This window comes from Pseudomonas sp. TMP9, assembly GCF_037943105.1.
Taxonomy (GTDB): Bacteria; Pseudomonadota; Gammaproteobacteria; order Pseudomonadales; family Pseudomonadaceae; genus Aquipseudomonas.
The window spans coordinates 1,047,467-1,064,681 of sequence record NZ_CP149803.1; the positions used below are offsets into that span (position 1 = coordinate 1,047,467).

At 57.3% G+C, this 17,215-nt stretch carries 13 protein-coding genes; 8 read left to right on the forward strand and 5 right to left on the reverse strand.

Annotated features, from left to right (window positions below):
- Positions 1-45: 45 nt before the first annotated feature.
- Entirely contained in the window at positions 46-507 is a 462-nt protein-coding gene (locus tag WF513_RS04990; protein WP_339082011.1) for a PAS domain-containing protein, read from the reverse strand.
- Between the two features lie 112 nt (positions 508-619).
- Between WF513_RS04990 and WF513_RS04995 the strand changes: the two genes are divergently transcribed.
- From WF513_RS04995 to WF513_RS05030, 8 genes are all read left to right on the forward strand, one after another.
- Complete coding sequence (locus WF513_RS04995; protein ID WP_339082013.1) at positions 620-1,072, forward strand: flavodoxin; 453 nt, start codon at positions 620-622, stop codon at positions 1,070-1,072.
- Entirely contained in the window at positions 1,072-1,536 is a 465-nt protein-coding gene (locus WF513_RS05000) for a cupin domain-containing protein (RefSeq protein WP_339082016.1), read from the forward strand. The genes WF513_RS04995 and WF513_RS05000 overlap by 1 nt, the downstream gene beginning before the upstream one ends.
- 99 nt (positions 1,537-1,635) lie before the next feature.
- Positions 1,636-2,418 carry a class II aldolase/adducin family protein gene (locus tag WF513_RS05005; RefSeq protein WP_339082018.1) on the forward strand — a complete coding sequence of 261 codons (783 nt, stop codon included), beginning with the start codon at positions 1,636-1,638 and terminating at the stop codon, positions 2,416-2,418.
- Positions 2,415-3,305, forward strand: coding sequence for an alpha/beta hydrolase (locus WF513_RS05010; protein ID WP_339082020.1), 891 nt, complete (start codon positions 2,415-2,417; stop codon positions 3,303-3,305). The genes WF513_RS05005 and WF513_RS05010 overlap by 4 nt, the downstream gene beginning before the upstream one ends.
- A 134-nt stretch (positions 3,306-3,439) precedes the next feature.
- Entirely contained in the window at positions 3,440-4,351 is a 912-nt protein-coding gene (locus WF513_RS05015; RefSeq protein ID WP_339082022.1) for an SDR family oxidoreductase, read from the forward strand.
- A gap of 600 nt (positions 4,352-4,951) precedes the next feature.
- Positions 4,952-8,287, forward strand: coding sequence for a transglutaminase family protein (locus tag WF513_RS05020; RefSeq protein ID WP_339082024.1), 3,336 nt, complete (start codon positions 4,952-4,954; stop codon positions 8,285-8,287).
- A 191-nt stretch (positions 8,288-8,478) separates the two neighbouring features.
- Positions 8,479-11,034: a circularly permuted type 2 ATP-grasp protein gene (locus WF513_RS05025; RefSeq protein ID WP_339082026.1), complete on the forward strand. Its 2,556-nt coding sequence runs from the start codon at positions 8,479-8,481 to the stop codon at positions 11,032-11,034.
- Positions 11,031-11,960 carry a transglutaminase family protein gene (locus tag WF513_RS05030; protein WP_339082028.1) on the forward strand — a complete coding sequence of 310 codons (930 nt, stop codon included), beginning with the start codon at positions 11,031-11,033 and terminating at the stop codon, positions 11,958-11,960. Before WF513_RS05025 ends, WF513_RS05030 begins: the two co-directional genes overlap by 4 nt.
- A 9-nt stretch (positions 11,961-11,969) precedes the next feature.
- On the opposite strand, the gene WF513_RS05035 is transcribed toward WF513_RS05030, so the two are convergent.
- From WF513_RS05035 to WF513_RS05050, 4 genes are all read right to left on the reverse strand, one after another.
- Complete coding sequence (locus WF513_RS05035) at positions 11,970-12,776, reverse strand: transglutaminase family protein (protein ID WP_339082030.1); 807 nt, start codon at positions 12,774-12,776, stop codon at positions 11,970-11,972.
- The gene (locus WF513_RS05040; protein WP_339082032.1) at positions 12,773-13,723 is read right to left on the reverse strand and encodes an alpha-E domain-containing protein; all 951 of its coding nucleotides are present in this window, start codon (positions 13,721-13,723) and stop codon (positions 12,773-12,775) included. Before WF513_RS05040 ends, WF513_RS05035 begins: the two co-directional genes overlap by 4 nt.
- An 18-nt stretch (positions 13,724-13,741) precedes the next feature.
- Entirely contained in the window at positions 13,742-15,151 is a 1,410-nt protein-coding gene (locus WF513_RS05045; RefSeq protein WP_339082034.1) for a circularly permuted type 2 ATP-grasp protein, read from the reverse strand.
- Between the two features lie 452 nt (positions 15,152-15,603).
- On the reverse strand, positions 15,604-17,142 hold the full coding sequence (locus WF513_RS05050) for a sigma-54-dependent transcriptional regulator (RefSeq protein ID WP_339082036.1): 1,539 nt from the start codon (positions 17,140-17,142) through the stop codon (positions 15,604-15,606).
- Positions 17,143-17,215 lie beyond the last annotated feature (73 nt).

A 17,215-nucleotide genomic window follows, 5' to 3' on the forward strand; every position in this document is an offset into this window, starting at 1 on the left:
GGTCTATATCTAGCCCTGGAGATGTTGTGACCGCTCAGGTCTGAATTAGTTACTGCCTGGCTTCATCTGCAAACGCAGAAGTTCAGCTTTGAGAATGACCATTTCGGCTTCCAGCTCTTTAACCCGCTCCTGCGCCTGCACCTGCTCGGTCACGTTCTTTTGGATGCCGATGTAATAGGTCAACTGGTCGGCGTCATTGACCACGGGGGTGATCGACAGCTCATTCCAAAACACGCTGCCGTCTTTGCGGTAGTTGCGAATGATCTGCCGGGACGGAAGGTTCTGCTTAACCGCTTCGCGGATGGCATGTAAACCCACCTGATCACGGTCGCCAGCCTGCAGGAAGCGACAATCCTGATAGAGGATGTCTTCACTGGTGTAGCCGGTGAGTTTTTCAAAGGCCGGATTGACGTAGATCAGAATGTTGTCATCGCCTTCCTGTTCGGCAACCACGATGCCGTCGTTAGAGGCGTTGATCACCAGTTGCAGCAGTTTGGCGTTGATCATGATGCGGTTTCCCTGTCTATGTCCGCTGCATTCTAAAACATCCGGGCGGACTGTCTACTTGCGGCATAATGCCCGCCTTATCGACTTGGTTCTGTATGTTTCGGAGTTTTGCATGAAGATCGCTGTCTTTTCCGGCTCGGTGTACGGCACCGCCGAAGAAGTTGCCCGCCACGCCGAGGGCTTGTTGAACGCGGCTGGCCATCAAGCATGGCACAACCCACGGGCCAGTGTGGCCGATGTGCAAGGGTTCGCCCCTGAAGCGTTTCTTGCAGTGACCTCGACCACCGGCATGGGTGAATTGCCGGATAACCTACAGCCTCTGTACTTCGCCCTGCGCGATGCAATGCCGGCCTGGAGCGGGCTGCCGGGCGGGGTGATTGGCTTGGGTGATTCCAGTTACGGCGATACGTTCTGTGCGGGCGGCGAGCTGATGCGTGAGTTGTTTGCTGAGCTGGGCATTGTTGAAGTGCAGCCTATGCTGCGCTTGGACAGCAGCGAAAGCGTAACCCCGGAAAGCGATGCTGAGCCTTGGCTGGCGAGCTTTATTAGCGCGCTGCACAGTTGATGCATCCGCGCGCGCTGGAGCTGATCGAGGCGCTGAACCTGCAGGCCCATCCTGAAGGCGGCTATTACCGCCGGCTGTTTGAGTCATCGCAACGCGCGGCTAATGACCGCGTGTGCAGCAGCTCGATTGTGTTTCTGTTGCCTGCCGGTGCAGTCAGTCGTTGGCATCGGGTGGATGCTGATGAGCTTTGGCATTTTTATGAAGGCGCGCCATTGCAGTTGCTCATTGCCGAGCAGCCCGATGCTGTTCGACATGAGCGCCTAGGCCCGGTGGCCGCCGAGCAACTGCCGCAGCGCGCCGTGGTGGCACACGCTTGGCAAGCGGCGCGGAGTTTGGGTGACTTCACGTTAGTCGGTTGCACGGTGGCACCGGGTTTCGACTTTGCGGGCTTTGGTTTGCTGAGCGATGACGCCCAAGCGCAACGCGATTGGCCATTGCTGCTGCACTATCCTGAACTGGTTTGACTCCTAAGGTCAGCAGCCTGGCCGCCAGAGCGACTCACCTAAGCCCTATCCCTCGCTAGACTGCTGTGACGTCGAATAACAACAGCCGAGGAAATTGCCATGACCGTCGCCCACGCTCTGCCTGCTATAAGCCTTCAGGATCAAGTTTCCGTCGCCGAGTGGCAAACCCGCGTCGACCTAGCCGCTTGCTACCGCCTTATCGCGCTGTATGGCTGGGATGACCTGATCTTCACTCATATTTCGGCAAAGATTCCAGGCAGCGAAGAGTTCCTGATCAACCCATTCGGCTTGATGTTCCACGAGATCACCGCCTCCAGCTTGGTGAAAATCGATTTGGCCGGCAACAAGCTGATGGACAGCCCTTACACCATCAACCCCGCCGGTTACACCATCCATAGCGCGGTGCACGAGGTGCGTCATGATGTGGCGTGCGTGGTGCACATCCATACCCCAGCGGGGATTGCCGTATCCGCGCAAAAACAAGGCCTGTTGCCACTGTCGCAGCAGTCGTTGTTTGTGCTCGCCAGCCTGGCTTATCACGGCTATGAAGGCGTGGCGCTCAACCATGACGAGAAGGCCCGCCTACAGGCCGACTTGGGCGACAAGAATTTTATGATCCTGCCCAACCACGGTTTGCTTACCGCCTCCAGCAGCATCGCTGACACCTTCTTGATGATGTTCACCTTGCAGCGTGCTTGCGAAATTCAGGTGATGGCGCAAGGCGGCGGCGCTGAGCTGATCCATATTCCACAACAGGTTCTCGATGGGGCTAAAGCCATGGTCGCCGGCGTGATGAAGTCTGCCCAAGGCATGGGCGGCTCGCTGGCTTGGCCGGCTCTGCTGCGCAAACTCGACCAGTACATGCCCGGTTACGCCGCATGAGTGCCTTGCCCGGCATCGGCTTAGCGCAGTGGCGCAGCCAAGGGTTGAGCTTCACCTTTCAAGGCCATGCCATGCGCTACTGGGTGGCGGGTGATGAGCATGCCGAGCCATTGTTGTTGATCCATGGTTTCCCCACCGCCAGTTGGGATTGGCATTACTTGTGGGCGCCTCTGGCGACGCGTTATCGGGTGATTGCCTGCGACATGCTCGGCTTTGGCGACTCGGCCAAACCGCGCGGCCATGCCTACAGCCTGCTGGAACAAGCTGATCTGCAGCAGGCCCTGCTCAGCCACTTGGGCGTCAGCGCGCCAGTGCACGTGCTGGCCCATGACTATGGCGACAGCGTGGCGCAGGAGTTGCTGGCGCGGCACCATGAACAGCGAATCACGCTAGGCAGTTGCGTGTTTCTTAATGGCGGCTTGTTTCCGGAAACCCATCGTCCGGTGCTGGTGCAAAAGATGCTGCTCAGCCCTGTCGGTGCACTGATCGGCAGGTTGTTCAGCCGTAAAAAACTGGCCGAAAGCTTTGCCAAAGTCTTTGGCCCGCAGACCCAGCCGAGCGAAGGTGAGCTGGATGATTTCTGGAGTTTGATCGCCAAGAATAATGGCCCAGCCGTAATGCATCGGCTGATTCGCTACATGCCCGAGCGCCGTGTGCAGCGCGAGCGCTGGGTGAGTGCAATGCAACAAGGCGGTGTGGCGTTGCGGGTGATTGACGGCGCGGCGGATCCAATTTCCGGCGCGCACATGGTCGCGCGTTACCGGGAGTTGATCGCCAATGCTGATACGGTGCTGCTCGCCGGTATTGGCCATTACCCACAAACCGAGGCTCCTGAGCAAGTTTTGCAGCATTATCTGGCCTTTCATCAGGCCTTGGCCGCGGCGTGATAAACGGGCGCGGGGGGTTGCGCCTGATTATCCCGCTGCTTTATTGCGCGCCATTCAGCGCGGCTCGTGTCTATTGTGACCAAGGCGCGCCTGCTAGACACTCAGGGCATTGTTAATCTGCTGAGGAATGCTGCATGAGCGACGCGATCCGTTTTCAAGACCAAGTTGTAATCGTTACCGGCGCCGGCGGTGGCCTGGGTCGCGCCCATGCGCTGCTGTTCGCCAAGCACGGCGCTAAGGTTGTAGTGAATGATCTCGGCGGCAGCACCCACGGCGAAGGCGCTAACGCTTCGGCAGCCGATAAGGTGGTTGAAGAAATCCGTGCGGCCGGCGGCACAGCAGTGGCTAACCATGACTCGGTGACCGACGGTGAGAAAATCGTGCAGTGCGCACTGGATACCTACGGCCGCATTGATGTGGTGGTGAATAACGCCGGCATTCTGCGCGACAAATCTTTCATCAAGATGGACGACGCCGACTGGGACCTGGTGTACAAAGTTCACGTTGAGGGCGCCTACAAGGTCACGCGTGCGGCTTGGCCGCACATGCGCGAACAAGGCTATGGCCGGGTGATTTTCACCGCGTCCACCTCGGGTATTTACGGCAACTTCGGCCAGTCCAACTACGGCATGGCCAAGCTCGGCCTCTACGGCCTGACCCGCACCCTGGCCATTGAAGGGCGCAAGAACAACATCCTGGTCAACGCCATCGCCCCAACTGGCGGCACGCGCATGACTGAAGGCTTGATCCCGCCGCAGGTATTTGAGCAGCTCAAGCCCGAGCTGGTCAGCCCGCTGGTGGTGTACCTGGCCAGCAAAGCCTGCGAAGAAACCTCCGGGCTGTTCGAAGTTGGAGGTGGTTGGATGGGCAAAGTGCGTTGGGAGCGCAGCCTAGGCGCCGGTTTTGACCCGCGCGAGGGTTACAGCCCAGAAGATGTTGCGGCCAATTTCGCGCAGATTTGCGACTTCGAGGGCGCCGCTCACCCGAAGGACAACATCGAAGCGATGAAAGAGATGATGGCCAATCTGCAAAAGTTCGCGATTTGATCCCAGCGATGTGGCGGGGAAGCCGATCAGCAAGCTGATGTCTTCGTCCCATATCGGTTAGCGTTAAGGCCGGCTAAATGCCGGCCTTTTTCTATGTGGGCGTGTGATTTCTTGGTTGCTTCTATTTGGTGCGCTTAGCCTATTGAGTCGCATCGAAGAGGCTCGGCTAAACGCGCCACAATTACCGGCAGTCCGATCAATGAGGCGTTTTAAAGCCCTGTGCAGTATCGCCAGCAGATGTTTGGCGTGAACAGGTTGTGGCGGACTGTTGCGTGTGTTTTGTACGTTTCTATTGGCCCAGCAGCCTCTCGCTTCAACTGAGGCTAGGGTGTGATCAGTGCGCTGCAGGGGGTATAGTTGGAATCGTCCTCAGATCCGCATCATTCAATCGCGCCATTGCGGGGCGTTCATCTTGCGTGTGCACAATGGGCATGCGGTCTGTTTTAACTCATTGCGCTGCGGTCTAACTGATCTGAATGGTTCTCTCGAGCTGATCAGCGCGCGAAGGCATGAAACCTGCTTTCAATCCTTACCAAAGCATTGTGATAGGGCCGGGCCGATCCTGCCGAAATGCAATCCTTTAAATTAAAGGTATTTTCTATGGCTATTCGCGTCGCGCTGCACCACAAGACTACGTACCACTACGACCGTCGCGTGGGCCTGTCGCCCCACGAAGTACGCCTGCGTCCGGCGCCTCACGCACGCACGCCGATATTGTCTTACTCCTTAAGCGTCACGCCGGAAAAGCACTTTATCAACTGGCAGCAAGACCCCTACGGCAATTACATTGGTCGTTTTGTCTTCCCGGAGAAAACCGACGTTTTAGAGTTTACCGTGGACCTGATCGCCGATATGACGGTGATTAACCCATTTGATTTTTTTGTCGAAAAGTATGCTGAGCAGTTCCCCTTCAGCTATCCCGAGCAATTGAATGATGAGTTGGCCGCGTACTTAAAAGCGACCGAGGCCGGCCCATTGGTTCAGCAATGGCTGAAAGCCGTTCGCGCTGAACTGCTGAAGAAACCATTGCCTGTCAATGACTTCCTGGTGGCCTTAAACCAGCGTCTGCAGGGTGATATTGGTTACACCTTGCGCATGGAGCCGGGTGTGCAAACGCCGGAAGAAACCCTTGAAAAGCGCTTCGGTTCTTGCCGCGATACGGCCTGGCTGCTGGTGCAGATACTGCGTGAGTTTGGCTTGGCAGCACGCTTTGTCTCAGGCTACTTGATCCAACTGCGCGCCGATCAAGAGGCACTTGATGGCCCTAGCGGCACCGAACAAGACTTTACTGACCTGCACGCTTGGACTGAGGTGTTTATCCCGGGCGCTGGCTGGATTGGCCTCGACCCCACCTCCGGCATGCTGGCCAGCGAAGGGCATATTCCGCTGGCGTGTACCGCCATGCCTTCATCGGCAGCGCCCATCAGCGGTCTATCTGACAAGGCTGAAGTCACCTTCGATCACCAGATGACCATCACCCGTATCCATGAAGATCCGCGGGTAAGTAAGCCTTACAGCGAAGACGATTGGCGGCTGATTGAACAGCTTGGCCACCAGGTTGATCGCGATTTAAAACAGCAGGATGTGCGCTTGACTCAAGGCGGCGAGCCGACCTTTGTCTCCATTGATGATATGGATGGCGCGCAGTGGAACACTGAAGCCCACGGTAAGGAAAAACGCCAGCTGGCTGGGCAGTTAACCCATCGTCTAAAAAACCACTTTGCCCCCGGCGGCATGTTGCATTACGGCCAAGGCAAGTGGTACCCAGGTGAGCCGTTGCCGCGCTGGTCGTTGAATATTTACTGGCGTGTAGACGGTCTGCCGATGTGGTTGGATGAAAGCTTGTTTTCAGCCGACGATGCTGAAGACGGATACACCGACGAGCAGGCTAAGGCGTTCACTCAACAACTGCTGCGTAGTCTGAACTTAGCCCAAGGTTCGGCCATTGCGGCTTATGAAGACGTTGTGTTGCAGGCGCAGCGCGAGGAACAGTTACCGAATAACCTTGACCCGCTCAAGCTCGACCTGGCCGCACCAGAAGAGCGGCAACGTCTGGCGCGTCTGCTTGGTAAAGGCTTAGGGGCGGTGGCCGGCTATGTCATCCCCCTTGCAGCGCACGCTCCGGACCCTAAAATTTCCTTGGGCACTGCTTGGCGCACGTCAGTGTGGCCCCTTAAGCGTGAGCACCTGTATTTAACTGAAGGCGATTCGCCGTTAGGCCTGCGCTTGCCGTTGAATACATTGCCGTGGGTTTTGCCAAAGGAGCGCCCGCTCGATGTTGAGGTCGATCCCTTCGCGCCCCGATCGCCCTTACCTGGCACGGCCCCAGCACCCAGTGGCACAACCAAACACATCAGCGTAACGCGCAAGAAAAACGCGGAAAGCACGGCTGAAAAACAGTCCGCAAAAGACGTTATCCACACCGCCTTATGTGTCGAGGTGCGTGACGGTCGCTTGCATGTATTTATGCCGCCACTGCAGCGCATCGAAGATTACTTGGCCCTGGTTACGGCGGTTGAACACAGCGCCAGCAAGCTCCAACTGAAAATTCGTATGGAAGGCTATCAGCCACCCCGTGATCCACGGATCAAGCTGCTTAGCGTCACCCCAGACCCAGGCGTGATTGAGGTAAACATTCACCCGGCGGCAAGCTGGGATGAGCTGGTCTACAACATCTCAACCCTGTATGAAGAGGCTCGGCTGATCCGTCTGGGCACTGAGAAGTTCATGCTCGACGGCCGGCACACCGGCACGGGCGGTGGCAACCATGCCACCCTCGGTGGCGCGACGGCTGAAGACAGCCCGATGTTGCGGCGCCCCGATTTGCTGAAAAGCCTGATCACCTACTGGCAGAACCATCCGGCCTTGTCCTACCTGTTCTCGGGCACCTTTATCGGCCCGACCAGCCAGGCACCGCGCGTCGATGAGGCGCGCGACGACAACCTCTATGAGCTGGCGATAGCCTTTCAGCAGATGGATCAACTCTTGCCCACCATGCATCCGGGGGATAAGCCCTGGATGGTTGATCGGCTGCTGCGCAACTTGCTGGTGGATTTGACTGGCAACACCCACCGCAGCGAGTTTTCTATCGACAAACTGTATTCCCCAGACGGTCCTACAGGGCGCCTGGGGCTGGTTGAGTTTCGGGCTTTTGAGATGCCGCCACATGCGCGCATGAGCCTGCTGCAAATGCTCTTGCTGCGTGCGTTGGTCGCGCGTTTTTGGCGCGAGCCGTATCAAGCCAAGCTGGTCAATTGGGGCACTGCTCTGCATGATCGCTGGATGCTGCCGCACTTTATTGCCCAAGACATCCGCGACGTGGTGCAAGACCTGCGTGCTCACGGCTATGCCTTCGAAGAGCGTTGGTTTGACCCCTTTATCGAGTTCCGCTTTCCGCGCTTTGGCACAGTGGTCTATGCCGGGGTTGAAATGGAAATACGCCAAGCAATCGAGCCTTGGCATGTGCTGGGTGAGGAAATGAGTGCTGGCGGCACGGCGCGCTATGTCGACTCATCGGTCGAGCGTTTGCAGCTGCGGGTGCGCGGGCTTACCGATGGGCGTCATGAAATTGCCTGCAATGGTCGTCGCGTACCGTTACACCCAACCGGCGTGCCGGGTGAATACGTCGCGGGTATTCGCTTCCGCGCGTGGAGCCCCTGGTCGGCGTTGCACCCGAGCATTAAAGTGCAGGCGCCGCTGACCTTTGATCTGGTGGATAACTGGAGTGGTCGGGCGATTGGCGGTTGCACCTATCATGTGGTGCACCCAGGTGGTCGCAGCGAGGAAAGTTCACCGGTTAATGCTAACGCGGCTGAAGCTCGGCGTTTTGCTCGTTTCTGGTCGCACGGCCATACACCGGGACCGATGCGCGTATTTAACGAAGCGCTGAATCCTAACTTCCCGCTGACCCTCGATTTGCGCTGGATGCCTTTTTAAACCGCTATAGAACCTGAGCCATTTATGGCAGCCGCTGTGTACTCATTGACCTATGGTCAATAGAGTCTCAGCGGCTAGTTTGCTTTACACCTACTTGTGCGAGGATGCGCAGGTTCAATTTGCGCCAATGGCATCCGCATGCTGCGGCCCTGTGCACAGCCGCATAACTCGCGAAGATAAGAAAGTAACCTATGTTTGAAAAGTTTATAGCTGACTACCGTGTAGCTCCCGGCAGCTTTGATGAGTTGTTCGACAGCCAGCAACAGCCCCGTGCGCACTGGCGTGGCATGCTCAATAGCCTCGCGCGCGAGTCGGCACTGAGCATGAACCAACGGCTTGATGCCGTCACCCAGCAGATTCGTGAAAACGGCGTGACGTATAACGTCTACACCGACACCAAAGGCATTCAACGGCCATGGGACTTGAATCTGCTGCCGCTGATTTTGCCCGATGACGAGTGGGCTGCAATTGAAGCGGCCGTCATTCAGCGCGCCGGCCTGCTTAATCAGATTTTGGGCGATGTTTATGGTGAGCAGCGCTTACTGAAAGAAGGGCTGCTGCCCGCCGCTTTGGTGCACGGTAATGCAGGTTTTCTGCGTCCAGCCCATGGCATCAAACACCCGGATCAGGTGGCCCTGCACTTTTATGCAGCAGACTTGGCCCGCGCACCGGATGGCAAGTGGTGGGTTGTGGCAGACCGAACTCAGGCGCCTTCAGGAGCAGGCTACGCCCTGGAAAATCGAAGTGTGCTTTCGCGCAGCTATCCGAATCTATTGCGTGAGCTCAAGGTGCAGGACCTTGGCGATTTTTTCTCCAGTATGCGTAACAGTCTGGTGCACTGGGGTCGGCAATGTGCAGCACGCAGCGGCGCGCCTTTGCACGCCAGTGAAGCCCCTTTGGTCGTGCTGTTAACGCCTGGCCCCTATAACGAAACCTATTACGAGCAAGCCTATTTGGCGCGCCACATGGGCTTTCCGTTGGTGGAGGGCAGTGACCTGACTGTGCGCGACGGAATTGTCTGCCTGAAAACCCTGTCAGGGCTGCAGCGCGTGCACGTCATCATGCGCCGGGTCGATGATGACTTTTGTGACCCTCTGGAGCTGCTTACGGAGTCGGCACTTGGCGTCGCGGGTCTGACTGAGGCCGCACGACTGGGTAACGTGCTGATTGCCAATAGCCTGGGTTCCAATCTGCTCGAGTCGGGCGCATTGCTTGGTTTTTTGCCCGGTCTGAGCCAGCGCTTGCTAGGCGAAGAATTACTTATGCCTTCGGTGGCCACATGGTGGTGCGGCGAACCCGCTGCGTTGAAGGAAGTGCTGGAAAAGTTCGATCAATTAGTGATCAAACCCAGCTTCGCGCAACTGCGTCAGCGCTCCGTGTTCGGTAAGGACCTGCAAGGCCCCGCACGCGACAAATTGATCGCCAAGATGCGCGCTACGCCGCGCAACTACGTGGCGCAGGAACTGGTGCGCCTGTCCCATGCGCCAATTTGGAACAGCACCGTCCCGCAAGGCCTGGCCTCAAGCGCTATTGGCCTGCGGGTCTATGCCTGCGCGACGCCAAATGGCTACCGTGTGATGCCTGGGGGCCTAACGCGGGTAGCCACGGGTGTCGATTCGCGGGTCATCTCCATGCAGCGTGGCGGTGGTAGTAAGGACACTTGGGTGCTAGGCCGCAGCGCTCATAATGCGCCACGGCAAACCAGCCGGACCACCCGTGCAAAAGACCTGATTCGCGACAACGCCCACCTGTCCAGTCGACTGGCGGAAAATCTGCTGTGGCTGGGGCGCAATGCTGAGCGCTGTGACAACGTCGCCCGGCTGACGCGTCTAGCCTTAAACCAGTTATTCACGCCGCAAGAGCGTGGCGAAGAGTGGGATGCGGTGAAAGCGCTGTGCTATTGGAGTCAGCTCGTTCAGCCCGCACCAAAGCTTCCACAGGCTGACCCTGCCCCTGGCGAGGAGGAGGACAGCAATAAGGATCCTGCGCCTCTAACTGATGAGCAAATTGAGGCTGCATTGTTGTTAGGTGTGGTCTCACCACGTACGCCTGGTTTGGCTCGTCAGCAGCAGAATTTATATTTCAGTGCTGGCCAGCTCCGAGAAAGACTTTCCGCTGATAACTGGCGCGCACTCAATCACATGTTGCAGCACCATGTTGAAGACGACACGCCCTTATCTCAGGCTGAAAGCATGCACCGCCTTGATGAGGCCACGGCTACGCTGATGAGCTTGTCCGGCTTTGCACTCGACGGTATGACGCGCGACTTAGGTTGGAGCTTTATGTCTATCGGTCGGCGCGTGGAGCGCCTGCAGTTTCAGGCTCAAGCCATCATCCAGGCCCTACAAATGCCGGAAGAAACCGACCTGGATTGGTTACTGGAACTCTCTGACAGCATCGTCACGTACCGTTCGCGCTATCGGGCTCAAGCCGAATGGCTGCCGGTGTTGGATCTGTTGTTACTCGATCCAGGCAACCCACGCTCGGTATTATTTCAGCTAGAAGGCTTAAACAAAAACCTTAGTAAACTTGCTCTGCGCTATGACAACGTTGGCGAAATGCTGTTGTCACCCGTGCTCAATGCGTTGCAAGCACTCGACCCTGACCAAGATTTATATTGCGGTAACAGTGCTTTGCTCGACCTGCTGCAGCAAATCAAAACAGCCAGCGAGCAGCTCTCCGAGCAGCTCAGCGCACGCTTCTTCAGTTATACCGCACGCTTTGATGAAAAACAGAGGCCGGCATGAGCAGTAATCATGAGGGCGAAAACGCGCCCATCGCATACCGTGTGCTGCATGAAACTCACTACAGCTATCTGTATCAGGTCAGCCTATCCCAGCAATATCTGCATTTGAGCCCGCGCGATTTCCCCTACCAGCAATGTGAGTCTCAGCGTATACAGATTGATCCGCAGCCTGAGCATCAGCAGTCACAGCTGGATTATTTCGGCAACCTGACCCGGCACTTCACGCTCACCGAACCTCATCACGCACTGAGCGTGTTAGCCGACTTTCGCGTGGTAGTAAGTCCACGCCCTGGACTTGAGCAGATACAAGGTAGCCTGGCTTGGGAGCGGCTGGCCCAGAACATGCTGCTTGCTCCTACGTCAGAATCCCTTGAGGCGATGCCCTTTCTCTTCGACTCGCCGCATATCTGTTGCGATACCGCGCTGGCCGACTATGCCCGACAAAGCTTCACGCCGGGCCGTCCTCATTTGGAGGCGGCACTGGCCTTAACGCAGCAGATTTTTGATGAGTTCGAATTCGACCCTAGCGCTACGGAGATTTCCACCCCACTGACTGAGGTGCTCGCCGGGCGCCGAGGCGTGTGCCAGGATTTTGCTCAGTTGATGATTGGTTGCCTGCGCAGCTTGGGCTTACCGGCGCGCTACATCTCTGGCTACATCCTGACGCAGCCACCACCTGGGAAGCCACGCCTTATAGGCGCCGATGCCTCGCACGCCTGGGTTTCGGTATTTTGTCCAAACTTGGGCTGGATCGATTTTGACCCGACTAACCGCTGCTTGGTAAAGCATGAGCACATCACCTTGGGCTGGGGCCGAGACTTCAGTGATGTCACCCCGCTGCGCGGGGTGGTGTTGGGGGGAGGCGAGCAGACGCTCGAGGTTAAGGTCACGGTGCTACCGGCGGACGAAGCCCTGCCGCTCGCTTAAACCGCACGCTTACTGCTTCTGTGACTGCATCTGCATGCTCAGTTCGCTGACCTGCACTTGGGCATGCATCTGTTCACTTCCGCCGCCGCGACGCATGCCTCGAACTGGGCATGCGTCGAGGTAGTCCATGCCCACCGCGAGTTTTAGATGGCGCTCGGGGCGGGACAGGCCGTTCGTCACATCAAAGCTGTACCAGACGCCCTCTATCCAGACTTCGGCCCACGCATGGCTGGCTAGGTGCGCGCTGTCTTCACTGCACAAGTAGCCAGACACATAGCGCGCCGGCAGGCCTAAGCTGCGCACGCAGGCTAAAAAAGCATGGGCATGGTCTTGGCAGACGCCGGCACCACGTGCAAATGCTTCTGCGGCTGTGCTGTCCACTTCGGTCGAGCCGGGCTGATACGGCATGGCCAGCGCCAGCGCCTGCATCAACTCGATTAGGGTCGCGCGGTCACGTCGTTCACCGCAGTGCTTCAGCGCAAACTCGCGCAGGGCTGCGTCGGCAGCTGTCAGCGCGGTGGTGCGCATAAAGGGGTGTGGCGCTTGTGGGTCTGGCTCGCCGTCAAAGCTGGTGTCGATTTCTACCTGTCCGCTGGCGTGAATCGCCAGCGAGTCATGCGGCTCTTCAAGTGTTAATACATGCAAGATATTGCCGTAGGGGTCGCGCTGCGCACGCGCCGGCCCCGGCAACTTCAATTGCCAATCAAGCACTTTCTGGCGCTCGCTGTTCTGTGGTGTTAATCGCAGATACTGCACGCTCGAGCGCACCTGATGTTCATAGCTGTACGTGGTGTCATGGCTAATGGATAGCTTCATGCGACCTCCAGATAAGCGATGCGGATCGCATGAGCCAGCTCACGCACTTGCACAATGGATTCAGATAGCCATGGGTGCAGTCCGGTGCTAAGGATTTTACCGACGCCTATGTGGCGTAAGCGCTCTTCCATCTCATCGGCCATGTACTGCGCCGGGCGACCGCTACGCTCGGGCAGCTCATCAAGAATCTGCTTGATCTCGACTACACAGGCACGCAGTGAGCGCGGTACATCTTCATGCAAAATCAGCAATTCAACGACCTTGCGTTTGCCCGGCGAGCCACGGTAGAGCTCGATAAAAGCTTCGAACACCGACAGTGCACGCAGCAGCGCACTCCACTGGTAGTAGTCATAGGCCGAGCCGTCGGTAATGTTGTCGGCATCTTCACCGAGCATCTCATACCGCGAGTCGAGCAAGCGCAGGGTGTTGTCCGCGCGCTCAATGCAGATGCCCAAGCGCATAAAGCGGAATGCATCATTGCGCAAACTGGTGCCATACGCAGAGCCGCGGAATAGGTGTGAGCGGCACTTTACCCATTCGCAAAATGGGCCAATGCCATAACTGCTGAGGCCTTGCTCGGCTATTTCCCGAACTTCCAGCCAGCTGGCATTGATGTTTTCCCACATTTCTAAGGTGATGCGACCGCGAACTGCGTGGGCATTGCTCCGTGCTTCGCGCAGGCAGCAATAAATGCTGCCGGGGTTTTCGCCATCCAAGGCGAAAAAATGCAATAAACGATCTGCATCCAGCTCACCGTGTAGTTGCTGGTATTGCTCAAAGGTGCCGGTGATCTTCAGTGACATGGCCAGTTCATCTAGGCCCGCACCGTGTTCATCATGGGGCATCAAAGACAGTGAATAACTGACGTCCAACATGCGCGCTAGGTTTTCAGCACGCTCTAAATAACGGGACATCCAATACAGCGATGCGGCGGTGCGACTCAACATGTCATGCACTCCCTTGTTTTATTCTTCAACTACCCAGGTGTCTTTAGTACCACCACCTTGGGACGAGTTGACCACCAGCGAGCCCTCGCGCAGTGCCACTCGAGTCAGGCCGCCGGGAACTAAGCGCGTCTCTCGGCCGGACATCACAAACGGTCGCAAGTCGATATGCCGAGGCGCGATACCTTGTTCAACAAAGGTTGGGCATGTAGACAGTGACAGGGTGGGCTGGGCGATATAGGCCGCTGGGTTAGCGATTAAACGTGCGCGGAAGTCTTCGATCTCCGCTTTGCTGGCGGCCGGGCCGACTAACATGCCGTAGCCACCGGAACCCTGCGTTTCCTTTACGACCAGCTCCGGTAAGTTCGCCAGTACGTGGGATAAGTCGGCCGGCTTACGGCATTGCCACGTCGGTACGTTGGCCAAAATAGGTTCTTCAGACAGGTAGAAACGAATCATGTCTGGAACGTAGGGGTAGACTGATTTGTCGTCCGCCACGCCCGTGCCAAGGGCATTCGCCAGCGACACGTTGCCACTTCGATAAGCCGACACCAGCCCGGGTATACCCAGCATCGATTGCGGGTTAAACGCCAGCGGATCCATAAACGCATCGTCCAGCCGTCGATAGATCACATCAACCTGCTTGGGGCCAGCGGTGGTGCGCATATACACCTTATCGTCGCGTACAAACAGATCAGCGCCCTCGACCAGTTCTACACCCATTTCTCGGGCGAGAAACGCATGCTCGAAATAGGCACTGTTGAAGTGGCCTGGCGTCAGCACTACAACATGAGGATCATCAACCGGGCTTGAGTTTTTCAAGGTTGAGAGCAGCATGCTGGGGTAGTGATCGATCGGCGCTATACGTTGAGAGGCGAACAGCTCTGGGAATAAGCGCATCATCATTTTGCGGTCTTCCAGCATGTAGCTGACGCCGCTAGGGGTGCGCAAATTGTCTTCCAGTACGTAGTAGGTACCATCGCTATCGCGGACCAAATCGACGCCCGCAATGTGGGCGTAGATATTGCGGTGCAGGTCTAGGCCCTGCATGGCCATTTGATAGCCTTCGTTGGCCAGGATCTGCTCAGGCGGGATGATCCCAGCTTTGATGATGCGTTGATCGTGATACAGGTCAGTGAGGAACATGTTCAACGCTTGTACGCGCTGGATGCAGCCGCTCTCAATGATCTTCCATTCACTGCGCGGGATGCTGCGTGGAATGATGTCGAAGGGGATTAAGCGTTCGGTGCCCAGATCATCACCGTACAGGGTGAAGGTAATACCGGCCCGGTGAAACAATAGATCAGCCTCACGCCTACGCTGGGCTAATAGCTCCGGTGGAGTGCTCGCCAGCCAGCGGGAGAAACCTTGATAGTGGGCTCGTGGGTCCCCCAGACTGTCATACATCTCATCAAAAAAACTATTCGGCATTTCTCACTCCTTCCTAAGGCGGGCTCGGGCTCAACCGTGCTTACGCCATGCCATAAATTTAGTCCTTAATTTTTAATCAGATAAAATTCACCCTAACACGTTGACCTCATCATTGGGCGTTTTGAACCCTCCAATACCATGGTTGGATAAGCATCGGCAGCATGCGGGGCGGGGGTTGTGGCCCTTTGAGCGGTACTAGTGTGGTGCGCTACAGAATTTAGATTAAGGGCTACTAACGCCGAACTTGTAGAGAACCAATACCTATAGAAATACACGGGCCATGCAATCAATTTATACACGTATTCTGAGCAGTTTCCGTGTTTCTTCGATGGCAATGGCTAACGTATTTTTTGGTGAAAGGCGGTCGCTGTTTGGCGCCAATTGCGGGCTGAAGTGCAGCGCTTATTAAGAAGGCGGTGCACGTCACCGTAAGTGCGGAGCACACCCATGTTTTAGTCTTTATCCGGTATGCCGTATTTGCGTAGGCGCATTGCAATGGCGCTGTGCGAGGTATGTAGGCGGGCAGCCAACTGCCGAGTTGAAGGGTGGCTGGGGTAGAGTTTTACCAATAAGGCTTTCTCAAACTCGGCCACGGCGGCTTCCAAGCTGTTCACGTCGCCCCCGGGTTGCTGCGCGCCGACGGCGGTGCTGGCGATGTCCAGGTCATCCATATGCACCACATTGCTCTCGCAAATGGCGGCGGCGCGGAAAATCACGTTTTGCAGTTGGCGCACATTACCCGGCCAGCGGTTACTCAGTAGCGCCGGGAAGGTGTCTGGGGCGAGGCGGCAGGGCAGGCGCTGGATCTGCGCGCAGGCTTGCTGCATAAAGTGTCGCGCCAGCAGCAGGATGTCCTGATCACGTTCACGCAGTGGCGGTACTTGCACGTTGAGTACGTTTAAGCGGTAGAACAAATCCTCACGAAAAGCGCCCTCGTTGACCATTTTCTCTAAGTCGCGGTGGGTGGCGCTGAGGATGCGCACATTGACTTTCACTTCCTGTTCGCCGCCAACCCGGCGAAACGTGCCGTCGCTGAGAAAACGCAGCAGCTTGGCCTGCAGGTAAGGCGACATTTCACCGATCTCATCGAGAAACACCGTGCCTTGGTTAGCCAGTTCTAGCAGCCCTGGTTTGCCGCCGCGTTGAGCGCCGGTGAATGCGCCGGGGGCATAGCCAAATAGCTCACTTTCGGCAAGGTTTTCCGGTAATGCTGCGCAGTTCAACGCCAAAAACGATGCGTTGCTCCGTGTACTCATAGCGTGACAAGCGCGTGCCACCAACTCTTTGCCAGTGCCGGTTTCACCTTGAATCAGCAGCGGTGCATCCAGAGTGGCGACGCGCTGGGCCCGGGTTTTGAGGTGGCGGATCGGCGCAGAGTCACCCAACAGTGAGTCAAAACCCTCAGCGTGGTCATGGTGCAGCGCCGCTAGGCGTTCACCCATACGGCTCGGTGCATACAGGCTAAGCAGGCCGCCGGCCAAGCGCCGCGCACCACCGTCCACGCTTTCTGTGATGGGTTGTGCATCCAGTAGCAGGGCATGGTTTTTGAGGGTGATCTCGCGCATGGGCAGGCGAAAGCTTTGCGCCAGCAATTCCGACTCAAGCTGCGGGTCGGCAAACAATTCACCGATACTCAGCCCCTCTGGCGGCTGGCCGCACAGTTCAAGCAAAGCCGGGTTAGCCAGCAGCACGCGGCCTTGGCTGTCGACCGCTAATACGGGGTCGGTCATGGCGGCGAGCAGGGCGTCGAGCTGTAAATGACGGCGCTGGCCGGGGAGGATGTCGACAATGCTTACCGCCTGCACACCGCGCACCTTGAACAGCGCCTCGCGCAGCTCATCCAGCACGTCAGGGCTCAAGGTCGGCGCGTCGATGTAGACGTTGGGCGGCACCATCTCCACCGCATCCAGATTGAGATTGCGTCCACCGAGCAGGGCCAGCACTTCCTGGGTGATACCAACGCGGTCGATAAAGGTGACGTGAATACGCATGGAGGCGGGCGACCGGCTGGCTTACGGGTGCGCCATTATGCCCGGTCTATCGGGCTTAGTTAACCGAGCGCGG